Source organism: bacterium, from assembly GCA_037143175.1.
Classification (GTDB): Bacteria; Verrucomicrobiota; Kiritimatiellia; order CAIKKV01; family CAITUY01; genus JAABPW01.
Genome location: JBAWZF010000020.1, coordinates 36,411 through 47,106 on the forward strand (window position 1 = coordinate 36,411; position 10,696 = coordinate 47,106).

11 protein-coding genes are annotated in these 10,696 nt (G+C 48.8%); 10 read left to right on the forward strand and 1 reads right to left on the reverse strand.

What is annotated here, in order from left to right; translation table 11 throughout:
* The first annotated feature begins 7 nt into the window (after positions 1-7).
* The 10 genes from WCI03_08335 (at position 8) to WCI03_08380 (ending at position 9,867) form a co-directional block, all read left to right on the forward strand.
* The gene (locus WCI03_08335; protein MEI8139860.1) at positions 8-514 is read left to right on the forward strand and encodes an acyltransferase; all 507 of its coding nucleotides are present in this window, start codon (positions 8-10) and stop codon (positions 512-514) included.
* Between the two features lie 27 nt (positions 515-541).
* Positions 542-796 (forward strand): acyl carrier protein, encoded by a 255-nt coding sequence (locus tag WCI03_08340; protein MEI8139861.1) that lies wholly within the window; start codon positions 542-544, stop codon positions 794-796.
* Positions 797-816: 20 nt separating this feature from the next.
* Positions 817-1,791: an NAD(+) synthase gene (nadE, locus tag WCI03_08345; protein ID MEI8139862.1), complete on the forward strand. Its 975-nt coding sequence runs from the start codon at positions 817-819 to the stop codon at positions 1,789-1,791.
* A 2-nt stretch (positions 1,792-1,793) separates the two neighbouring features.
* Positions 1,794-3,794 (forward strand): asparagine synthase (glutamine-hydrolyzing), encoded by a 2,001-nt coding sequence (gene asnB / locus WCI03_08350; protein ID MEI8139863.1) that lies wholly within the window; start codon positions 1,794-1,796, stop codon positions 3,792-3,794.
* Positions 3,795-4,043: 249 nt separating this feature from the next.
* Positions 4,044-4,754, forward strand: a complete 711-nt coding sequence (locus WCI03_08355; protein MEI8139864.1) for an SPASM domain-containing protein — start codon at positions 4,044-4,046, stop codon at positions 4,752-4,754.
* Positions 4,742-5,464 (forward strand): hypothetical protein, encoded by a 723-nt coding sequence (locus WCI03_08360; protein MEI8139865.1) that lies wholly within the window; start codon positions 4,742-4,744, stop codon positions 5,462-5,464. Before WCI03_08355 ends, WCI03_08360 begins: the two co-directional genes overlap by 13 nt.
* Positions 5,465-6,535, forward strand: a complete 1,071-nt coding sequence (locus tag WCI03_08365; protein ID MEI8139866.1) for a GNAT family N-acetyltransferase — start codon at positions 5,465-5,467, stop codon at positions 6,533-6,535. It begins immediately after the preceding gene.
* 15 nt (positions 6,536-6,550) lie between these two features.
* A complete protein-coding gene (locus tag WCI03_08370) occupies positions 6,551-8,065 on the forward strand; it encodes a radical SAM protein (GenBank protein MEI8139867.1) in 1,515 nt (504 codons plus the stop codon).
* A 158-nt stretch (positions 8,066-8,223) separates the two neighbouring features.
* On the forward strand, positions 8,224-8,586 hold the full coding sequence (locus WCI03_08375) for a hypothetical protein (protein MEI8139868.1): 363 nt from the start codon (positions 8,224-8,226) through the stop codon (positions 8,584-8,586).
* 189 nt (positions 8,587-8,775) lie between these two features.
* Positions 8,776-9,867 carry a hypothetical protein gene (locus tag WCI03_08380; GenBank protein ID MEI8139869.1) on the forward strand — a complete coding sequence of 364 codons (1,092 nt, stop codon included), beginning with the start codon at positions 8,776-8,778 and terminating at the stop codon, positions 9,865-9,867.
* 126 nt (positions 9,868-9,993) lie between these two features.
* On the opposite strand, the gene WCI03_08385 is transcribed toward WCI03_08380, so the two are convergent.
* Positions 9,994-10,696, reverse strand: a 703-nt coding sequence (locus WCI03_08385; GenBank protein ID MEI8139870.1) for a hypothetical protein, incomplete at its 5' end; no start/stop codon positions are given.

Genomic DNA, 10,696 nt, shown 5'->3' on the forward strand with positions numbered 1-10,696 from the left:
GTTCGCTATGAAGAAGTCTCTGGTCCGACGAATCTTTAACCGTTTTTTTCATATTCTGGCTCGTTTCAGCCCTGGTGCCACCAGTCTTCGCCCGTTATTGCATCGCGCTCGCGGCGTAAAAATCGGCAACAACGTCTTCATTGGCGACGACGTATTCATTGACAACGAGTATCCCGAATGCATCGAGATTGGTGAAAATGTTCAAATCAGCATCCGGGTTGTCATTATTGCGCATACTCGGGGATCAGGCCGTGTGATTATCGAGAGGGATGCCTTCATCGGACCGCACTGTGTTATCGCCTGTAGCGCCGGGCGGACACTTTCAATTGGGGCTGGCGCTGTCATCGGCCCCGGTTGTGTCATTACTCGCAATGTTGTACCTCATATTTACCTCGTTGTGCCGCCCCCCCGACCCGCCGGCACAGTTACCGTCCCGCTGCCTGCGGCAAAGAGTATGGAGGAGTTTGTCGCAGGGCTTCGCCCGTGGGGGGGGAGAAGCCACCACAACAGGTGAATAGTAAGCGAAGGGGAGGGCCAGCAGATGGACAATACGAACGAAATAAGGAAGTTTGTTGTACAGACCTTCTTGTTCGGTGAGGTGGACTCACTACAAGACGATACTTCATTCATGGGAGGAGGTATCATTGACTCAACGGGCATCCTGGAACTGATCTCTTTCCTGGAGAAGACCTATAATGTAAAGATCCAGCCAGAGGAAATGATCCCCGCGAATTTCGACAGCGTGAACAAGGTGGCTGGGTATCTCGCTAGGAAACGGCTTGTAACTTCAGTCTGACCCCGGGCCGAAAGGACAGCATGAATACCAAATTATTCTCTGCCGATCATATGAGCCTCGATTGCGCTCGCGAGGTTGATAAAATCACCTCAGTCATTTGCGAATATGTGCTGCGACGCTTCAAGAAAAAGGGGGTTGTTGTGGCCCTCTCGGGGGGGATAGATAGTAGCGTGGTGGGTGCCCTCTCCGTTAGGGCATTGGGACGGGAGCGAGTGCTGGGCCTCCTGATGCCAGAACGGGATTCCGGGCATGAAACATTACCCTTGAGCCAACAGGTGAGCAATCATTTGGGGATTGAAAAGGTCCACGAAGACATTACGGGAATCCTCGAGTCCGTCGGCTGTTACCTACGTAGGGACGACGCCATCAGATTAGTCGTTCCTGAATATGGGGCTGGTTGGAAATCGAAAATCGTGCTCCCGAGCGTCCTGGCAGATGATCAGTACCGGCTTTTTTCGGTGATTGTTCAGGATCCGTCAGGTCAACGCTCGGAGGTTCGCCTGACGCTCGAATCGTACCTGGGGATTGTGGCGGCATCGAATTTTAAGCAGCGGACTCGCAAGATGCTGGAATATTATCATGCCGACCGATTAAATTATGCCGTTACGGGTACTCCAAACCGGTTGGAATATGACCAGGGGTTCTTTGTCAAACTGGGTGATGGAGCGGCGGATATCAAGCCAATTGCTCACCTATACAAGACGCAAGTCTATCAGATGGCGGAGTATTTGCAGTTGCCTGAAGCTATTCGCAACCGCCCCCCTACCACCGATACATACTCGTTGCCTCAAAGCCAGGAGGAGTTTTTCTTTTCAGTACCTTATGAAAAGATGGACTTGATTTTATATGGGAAGAATCAAGAGGTCAGTCCTTCGGAGGTGGGGCGCGTGGTCGGACTTACGGCTGAACAAGTTAAACGAGTTTTCAGGGACATCGAATCCAAACGGCGCGCAGCTTCTTACCTGCATGCTCAACCTGTTCTGGTCGAAAGTTAGTTATGTGTGGAATAGTAGGCATATTCAAAGAAGTTTCGGGCGAACCGCCTAGCGAAAGCGCTCTTCGCCAGATGCTGGCCATGATTCGGCATCGGGGTCCCGATGAGTTTGGAATCTATCTTGATAGACGTGTGGGGCTTGGTAGCGCGCGGCTGAGCATTATCGACCTGTCAGGCGGTCAACAACCCATCTGCAATGAGGACGGTACACTTTGGATTGTATTCAACGGCGAAATATTCAATTACCTTGAACTGCGACCGGAACTGGAATCTCGCGGACACCAATTTGCGACCCATACGGACACCGAGGTTCTGTTGCATCTGTATGAGGAATATGGCTCGCGATGTCTGGAAAAGCTGAATGGCCAATTTGCTTTCGCCATCTGGAATTCCCGCGACCAGACTCTTTTTCTCGCCCGTGACCGGCTGGGCATTCGTCCGCTGTTCTACACCCGATCCAACGGGTGTCTCATTTTTGGCTCAGAGATCAAGGCGATCTTGTCTGACCCGCGCGTCAAGGCCGAGCTGGATCCCGTTACGCTTGATCAAATCTTCACCTTTTGGAGTCCACTCTCACCGCTCACGGCTTTTAAGGGAATTGTTGAACTCCCGCCGGGACACTATTTTCTGGCTCATAAGGAAGAGTTCACCATTCGGCAGTATTGGGAACCTGAGTTTCAATGCGCGGATGAATTCACGGGCGCATCTGCCCGGTCTCGATTCCTGGATGAGTATCTGGAGGAATTTGAACACCTGCTGGTGGAGGCCGTACGGCTTCGTTTGCGAGCTGATGTGCCGGTGGGTGCCTACTTGAGCGGTGGTCTGGATTCATCCATTATCGCTTCGATTATTCGCAATTATACGCAAAACCATCTGGATACGTTTTCTATCTCATTCAGCGATGTGAATTTTGACGAGAGTGTCTTTCAAAGACAGATGGCACAGTTTCTTGGGACGGACCATCAGGTGGTTCATGCCACATACGATGACATCGGGCGTGTTTTCCCGGAGGTAATCTGGCACACCGAGATCCCCGTGATGCGCACTTCTCCCGCGCCAATGTTTCTATTGTCCAAACTGGTGCGGGATTCCGGATACAAGGTCGTGCTTACGGGAGAAGGTGCCGATGAATTCCTGGTCGGCTACGACATTTTCAAGGAAGCCAAGATCAGACGTTTCTGGGCCAGTCAGCCTGAATCCACGCGGCGTCCAATGCTTTTCGGTCGGCTTTATGCCGATATTGCGGAGTTAGGCAGAAACAATCCTGCCCTCCTGGCGGAGTTCTTCAGAGGGGGATTGACTGAAGTGAATGCGCCAACTTATTCGCATGCTGTGCGTTGGCGGAATAACCGACGGACCTGTCGCTTTTTCTCTGGAAGTTTAAAGCAGGAATTGGCGGGACAATCTTTATCAGCCATAGAGCAGATCGTCTACCCGTCTCAATTTTCACGCTGGGGCTCTCTGGAACAGGCGCAATTTATTGAAATAACCGTCTTTATGTCGCAATACCTGCTCTCTTCTCAGGGCGACCGCGTTACGATGGCCCATTCCGTCGAAGGACGCTACCCTTTTCTGGACTATCGCGTTGTCGCGTTCTGTAATCGCCTACCCGCTAATCTGAAGTTGCATGGCTTGACCGAGAAATACATGTTAAAAAAACTTGGTCGTAAGTGGCTTCCCAGGGAAATATGGAGGCGGCCCAAACGCCCCTACCGCGCCCCCGTCCAGCGTAGTTTCTTCAATGAAAAGGGGCATGATTATGTGCGCGAGTTGCTGTCACCCGAAAAAGTAAAAATGACGGGTTTGTTCAATCCGGCGGCCGTAAGTCAACTTGTTATGAAAGCCAAGCAAGGAATTCCGCTCGGTGAGACAGGTGAAATGGCCTTGGTGGGGATTATATCCACACAACTGGTTCATCATCAATTTGTCGAAAAGTTGAGATTGCCTCCTCCGCTTTCGGCGGATGAACCAGTTAAAGTGTGCAATAGGGGAGGTAATAAATAATGTCGAAGATCCGATTTGCGATAGAAGAACTCAAGTTTGTCAAATCGATATCTGGCATTGTGAATTATTACGGAAAAATTCGGTATCTTCTGCCACGAGTTATGGGGCTTCCTTATCGCAAAACTCGTATACCCCCCCAGCCTTCAAATTGAGTCCGCCAACGTATGCAACATAGCGTGTTCGTGTTGTTCTGTTGGGCGAAGCACACGCAAGCGCGGTTTCATGGATATGGGCCTCTTCTAGGGGATCATTTCAGAGGCAGCTAAACTTGGCGTTAAAAGAATTCATCTTTACTTACACGGAGAACCACTCCTACATCCGCGTCTTCCAGAAATGGTTCGGTTTATAAAAAACTCCGGATTGGTTCTGCACATAATCACTAATGGTGTGAATCTGGATTCGACATTGATGAAAGAATTAATGAGTGCGGGGTTAACCAGCGCAGACCATATCATGTTTTCAATATTAGCAAACTCAGCAGCACTTCATGAGCAGATCATGAAAGGGGTAAGCCATGATTGCGTGGTTGGCAATATTACGGCATTACTCGAACATAGGAAAAAGAGTGGTGCGAACGGCCCCGTAATTGAAGTGATTTGTTATGCCATAAAAGAGAATTGTCGCGAAATTGATGATTTTCTAAACCATTGGCGTGGCCGGGTAGATCACGCCCGCATTTCCGGACGAATTTCGGAGCATTTCGCAAAAAAGCATACGGGTGAGACGACTTCATTTGAAAGGACAGATACATGTCCGAACATTTGGGAGCGATTGACTGTGTTCTGGAATGGAGACGTAACGATTTGCTGTGCAGATCTTGATGGTGATTATGTGATTGGAAACCTTGCATCCCAATCGATTCGTGAAATATGGAACTGCCAGAAATTGGACGAAGTCCGCAAGCTTCATCAGAAGAAACAGTTTCACAGCATTCCTATTTGTCAAAGATGCGATATGTAATCGTGTTTCTGGATACGACGCGTCATAGTGAAATGTACTGGATGAAGAAGTCATCGAAATGGATATGGGGAGGGATTAGTTTCGCGGGGATACTGTTGCTGTTTGCCCTCGGATCCTGTGATAAGTTCCTTCTCAAAGTTGGCAGGTACATGGCCCCTGTCAATGACCGGATGGAAAGTGCCGCAGACGTTGTGGTTCTGGAAAGCAGCGAGCATGTCGATCGACATCTCTTGGCTCGGGCGGCGAGTATGGTGTCATTGGGAAAGGCGCGCCGAATGGTCGTTGTCTTGCATCAAACAGCGTCCTGCGAATTCCTGTCGGCCGACCTTAAAGCCCCCCTTTCCGTCGCTCGAAAGGCATTGGACGGACTCGGACTGGATGAGACGAATTGCCGAGTCATTATAACCTCCTCCCATCATCCAGTGACACTCACAGCCGCAACAGAAGCCATGAAGATTCTCGCTGGGGAGGGAGTCAGGAGTGTCATACTCGTGTCCCCTGGATTTCATACGCGGCGAAGTTATCTCGTCTACCAATCAATCGGTGCACCGTTTCGGATCAAGATATACCCTCACGCTTCCTTTGAGGGAGACAACCACGGGCTTGACAAGTGGTGGATCCAGTATCATGGGGTTTGTGATTTCATCGAGCAGGGTCTGAAACTTGTTTACTATATGGCCAGAGGTTATATTCCACCAAAGTTGAAATAGATGTCAGAGCAAGTCACATTAATAGTGCCGGAAACAGATCCACGTTGGGACAGGTTTGTCGAGAGCCATCCCTTGGGTATGGTTTACCATTTGTCTGGGTGGAAGCGGGTGATGGAAGCGAGCTTTCCTCACATGAAGGGCCATTACCTGACCCTGTTGGATGGAACGAGTGACAACATCCGGGCGGCGATGCCCCTATTTGAGGTAAGAAGTTGGCTTACTGGCAAAAGACTGGTTAGTATTCCCTTCGCCTCAGGGTGTGATCCTTTGATTTCGACCAGTGATGATTTTGCCATTCTCTTTGATTCTTCCCTTTCCTTGTCCCGTAAACTCGGAATCTCCAGGGTTGAAATCAGAACGTACAGGGCTCTGCCATTGGTCCAAGATGGCCGGCTTGGGCGTAGTGGACTTTATAAGATTCACTATCTTTCACTGGAGCAGGGGCCGGAACAGTTATGGAAAAACTTCCATCGGTCTTGCATCAGGCAAAAAATATCGCGGGCCATTAAGAACGAACTGACCATGCGAACTGTGGAAAGTAAATCTGACTTGCAGGCTTTTTATCGGCTCTACGTGATGACCCGACAGCGGCTTTGTCTTCCGCCCCAGCCCTATACTTTCTTTGAATCTCTATGGGACACGTTTTTCGAAAAAAACCATATTACGGCGTTGCTTGCGATCAAAGACGGGAAACCAATTGCCGGCCTGATGCTCTTCCATTTTAAGGATCGTGTTTCCGCGGAGTTTGGGGTTTCCGATCATACTTATTGGGACTTTAATCCAAACCATTATCTGTTCTGGGAGGCGATCCAATCAGCCTGTCGCCAGGGATTTGAAGTTTTTGATTTCGGCCGGACTTCACCCCATAATCGGGAGTTAATGGATTTTAAGGGGCGCTGGGGTGCTGTTGAGGCTGATTTGGTGGAATTCCAGTATCCGCGAAAAGTTCGCAATGAGGTTACTGTACGCGAGCATTCTGGATCTTACCAGTTGATGAGGCGTCTATTGCAATATGTCCCAGAATCGATGTTCGAGCGATTTGGTGGCTTTTGCTATCGTCATTTAGGCTAAATCAGGGACACCGTTATGCCAAATAATAAAGTCATGTTTATCCAGCCCCCTTTCTTCAGGCTTTTCAAGGATACCTTCTCATTTAATGGATATCCGTTCTCTTTGGGTTATCTTGCGGGAACCGTGAAAAAAGAAACGTCATGGGAGGTTTCTGCGTATAATTCCGACTTCAATCCCAAATCCGTTTTGGGTAACGATAATGTTACGTTCTCCTTTCAGGCGGGAGAAGGCTACACCAATTACATTAATAATCTTGCGGATGCGAGTGCCCCGATCTGGAACGAGATTCGGGAGACCATCGGAAAAGTCAGTCCCACTGTCGTTGGCATTTCTTGCACATCCCAGAATTTCAAGGCCGTTGAAAGGGTTGCCCAGATCGCCAAAGACATTGATAGCAGCACTTTGGTCCTCGTTGGCGGGCCTCATCCTTCCATGGTCGGTTCGGAGGTACTCAAGTGTGGTGCGATTGACATTGCCGCGAGAGGGGAAGGGGAGCGGACCATCCTTGAAGTCCTTGATGCGGTTTTACAGAAGAAATCGTTTAGCCACATATATGGCATTGCCTATCGCAGTCATGGCCAGGTTATTGAAACCGGACCACGGGATTTGATTCAGGATTTGGATTCGCTTTGTTTTCCGTATGATTCGATGGAAGAGGTGCTTATCGGGTATGACCAGTATCCATTGAACGCGTTTGGTTCAATCTTCGCGTCCCGTGGATGTCCTTTTGGCTGTACTTTCTGCGGATCACGGAAAATCTGGGGCCGAACAGTGCGGCTACGATCTCCGGGGAATGTTGTCAAGGAGCTTGCACGACTCCAGAAACGGGGATTCACTTCGGTCAGGTTTGCAGACGACTCTTTTGGCGTAAACAGGAAATGGCTGAAAGAATTATGCGAAACGATTAAGTTGAAATGCCCTGATTTGAAATGGAAATGCGAGATGAATGTCGGCGTGATCAATGATGAAACTTTGTCCCTCATGAAATCGGCGGGATGTCATATGATCGAACTGGGTATTGAATCGGGCGATAATCGGGTGTTGAAGGAAATCAAGAAGGGCATCACGATCGAACAGGCTCTGGTCGCCTGCAAATTGGTCAATAAATACGGGATCGAACTTCAGGCCTACATAATGGCCGGGTTTCCTCAAGAGACGGAAGAGTCACTGCTTAATACCCGCAACGCCATCCGGAAAATTAACGGGTATATCTGTTTCAACGTTTTTAGCCCGTTCCCAGGGACGGAACTGTATGAGTTGTGCAAAGAAAAGAAGCTCATCGCCGACGATTATGACGTTTGCCTGCACAGTTATCAAAACCTGGACAGTTTCTGTATATCTCTGCCGAGGGATAAATTCAGAAAAATCGTCTCTGAAATGATTCGGGAAGTTGACCGGAAAAACAAACTCAATCGGATTAGGCGAATATTTTCCACCAATACGATCTGGCGATTGAAAGAGTATGGCCTTATGAAAGGGATGAAAAAAGGGGTTCGGATAATGTTTGCAAGGAAATCCTTGTATCCATGAAGCAGGCTCTTTGCCAGTTATGCTGTGTTAGTGGGATGGGGGAACCGTTGGCTTTCTTCGACGTCCTATGGCAACGGATTAACCGTCTCAAACGGTTTATCCGACGGCGGGTGTGTTATCTTCATAATTTCATTTTCAGGCGCAATAGGGGGGGACGTATGACAACATCCAGTAACATTCCTGGCCTGATTCGGGTTGAATTGAAACCAGGTGATAAGGTTCGGGTTCGGTCGCGAGAAGAAATTGAAGCCACGCTCAACTCGTGGAACCAGTTCAAGCATTGTGCTTTCATGGAGGAAATGTGGCCCTACTGCGGAACGACGCAGACAGTTTTCAAGAGAGTGTTAAAATTCCTGGATGAGAGAGATTATCTCGTCAAGAAATGCAGCGGCATGGTTATTTTGCGCGATGTTATTTGTGAAGGGACGAGGGATTTCGGGCCATGCGATAGATCCTGCTTTCTTTTTTGGCGTGAAGAATGGGTGGAACGGATTTCTGATTCTAATGAGTCTTCGCAATAGTCTCACTTTCACATGAACTCTGGGCATCGATCCACACGAACGTACACCTGCCTACGCTGAGCACATACTAAGTGATTGATATCGGAGTGACGAACGGCTTTATACTACGGGATAATGGCGGATCGGTAAGGCATCGGTAAGGCGGCGTTAGCAAAAACATATGCTTTGTGTTAAAGGGAGAACCAATCAATGAGTAGCCTGTTCAGTAATATGCAGATGAGGCATTTTGTTCCAGTACTTTTGTTCATTATTTTTCTGGTTATAAATGTCGGCAAGACTCAGCCGCTGGAGATCACTGATATTTCGAGTGATATGACGGGGGTAACCTTGCAGTGGACCTCAACAGCAGAGCGATACATTGTAGCCCAGTCGTCAAACATAATGGCTGGAAACTTCGAATTCGTAGGGGCTGTACTCTTGACGAATACGGTTTCATTGGCTTCGACCAAACCATCGGTCTTTTACAAAATCCGGGAGGTTGAGGTTCTTAATTTCTCTGATCCGGCGTTTAGGAACGCAATTAGTAATGCGCTTCCTACCAAGTTCGAACCAGCAGATTTATATTACGATGTCGATTTGCTTGGTATAGATGACCTGAATCTGGAGGGGCTGGGTATCAGCAACGCCGTGGGGCTGAATGCGTTTGCCGACTTGACCTTATTGGATTGCTCCAGCAACGCTCTGAGCTCCTTGGACGTTTCCGGGATGGGGGCGCTGCAAGAGTTGTATTGCTATGATAATCAGATTACAAACCTGAACCTGACTGACTGCACCAACCTTTATGCCTTAATCTGTATGTTTAATCCACTGCACATGCTCGACATGTCTGGCATGGAGTGCCTCAGAACGCTTTTCTGTTATGGCAACGGGTTAACAAACTTGAATTTATCCGGCTGCACCAATGTTGCTGAATTGATCTGCTCGGATAATTCGCTGGGTACACTCGATGTGTCCGGGTTATCCCGCCTCTCAGTTCTGGCGTGCAACGACAATGACATGACGTCACTTAATCTCTCAGGTTGTTATGCGTTGACGAATTTGTTTTGTCAGAGAAATCAGTTAAGTTCGCTGGACATCTCTACCTGCACCAATCTCACTTTAGTGCAGTGTATAACCAACAATCTTGTGGATGTTTCTTCCTTCGTTACCAATGCTTTGCATGGAGGCTTAGGAACAGGTGATGTGGTTTATTTGATCGGTAATCCATTGAGCCTGGACGCAATAACTAATCAGATCCCTGTTCTGGAAAACTATGGCGTAACGGTTAATTTGCATTATTAATTTTGGCAACCAGCTAGATCCATTGTTTATTCTGTTCGTAAAACAAGACCCCCTCAAAGTTAAACCCGCTCCCATAAGGGATGCGGGTTTAACTTTGAGGGGGTCTTGTTTTATTGGGATTAGCAATTAGGGCTTGGCATGTATACGCCGTTGAAGGACGCCCAGGATCACCAGCGAGCAACCCAGTAATAGTGCAGTTGCTCCACCATCAGGAACCTGATGAAAGCCCGCCGCTCCGCTATTGGGCGTGTTATTGGCAATCCTGTACAGATAAGAAGTTTCTGTATCTGAAGGTGGGGGCGGCAGGTCGCGTTTCCTGAGATTTGAGTAAGAGATGCTTGGCGCTTCAGGAATTGCATACCTTCCAATTCCGAAGATATCCACTCTCAAATCAATGGGCGTTGTTATCGTGACCGACCCAATCTGGGCATCCGTTACTGACCCAAGATCTAGCCATACTCGAGCAGCGGCATGATAGGCATCGGGAAAAATAATTCCCAGCACCTCGCCATTCCCTACTCCCGGTACTGGAACTGGCAAATTACAAGTGCTCGTAGATAGGAACTCGGCCGTAAGAAAACTTTGTGACACCAGAGTTCCCCCCACGTTCAATGTGAAACCCACTTCCCCCAGCGAGGATAGGTCGGATGGCCTGCCGGAAAACACAAAGAGAATGGACTCTATGTTTGCTCTGCCCATATCCGGGCCAGCATACAGAGCAGAACTTTCCCCACTTCCGTAAACCATAGGGCCATCCAAGAAATGGGCAGCAGGTGGCCGGGAAACACCGGCGGGGTAGAGTATCCCCCAGCCGCAGAAGCCAAGTCGC

Bases quoted from the DNA above. Each gene is read 5' to 3' on its own strand.
- WCI03_08335 (MEI8139860.1), top strand. From the start codon at position 8: ATGAAGAAGTCTCTGGTCCGACGAATCTTTAACCGTTTTTTTCATATT.
- WCI03_08340 (MEI8139861.1), top strand. From the start codon at position 542: ATGGACAATACGAACGAAATAAGGAAGTTTGTTGTACAGACCTTCTTG.
- nadE (MEI8139862.1), top strand. From the start codon at position 817: ATGAATACCAAATTATTCTCTGCCGATCATATGAGCCTCGATTGCGCT.
- asnB (MEI8139863.1), top strand. From the start codon at position 1,794: ATGTGTGGAATAGTAGGCATATTCAAAGAAGTTTCGGGCGAACCGCCT.
- WCI03_08360 (MEI8139865.1), top strand. From the start codon at position 4,742: ATGCGATATGTAATCGTGTTTCTGGATACGACGCGTCATAGTGAAATG.
- WCI03_08365 (MEI8139866.1), top strand. From the start codon at position 5,465: ATGTCAGAGCAAGTCACATTAATAGTGCCGGAAACAGATCCACGTTGG.
- WCI03_08370 (MEI8139867.1), top strand. From the start codon at position 6,551: ATGCCAAATAATAAAGTCATGTTTATCCAGCCCCCTTTCTTCAGGCTT.
- WCI03_08375 (MEI8139868.1), top strand. From the start codon at position 8,224: ATGACAACATCCAGTAACATTCCTGGCCTGATTCGGGTTGAATTGAAA.
- WCI03_08380 (MEI8139869.1), top strand. From the start codon at position 8,776: ATGAGTAGCCTGTTCAGTAATATGCAGATGAGGCATTTTGTTCCAGTA.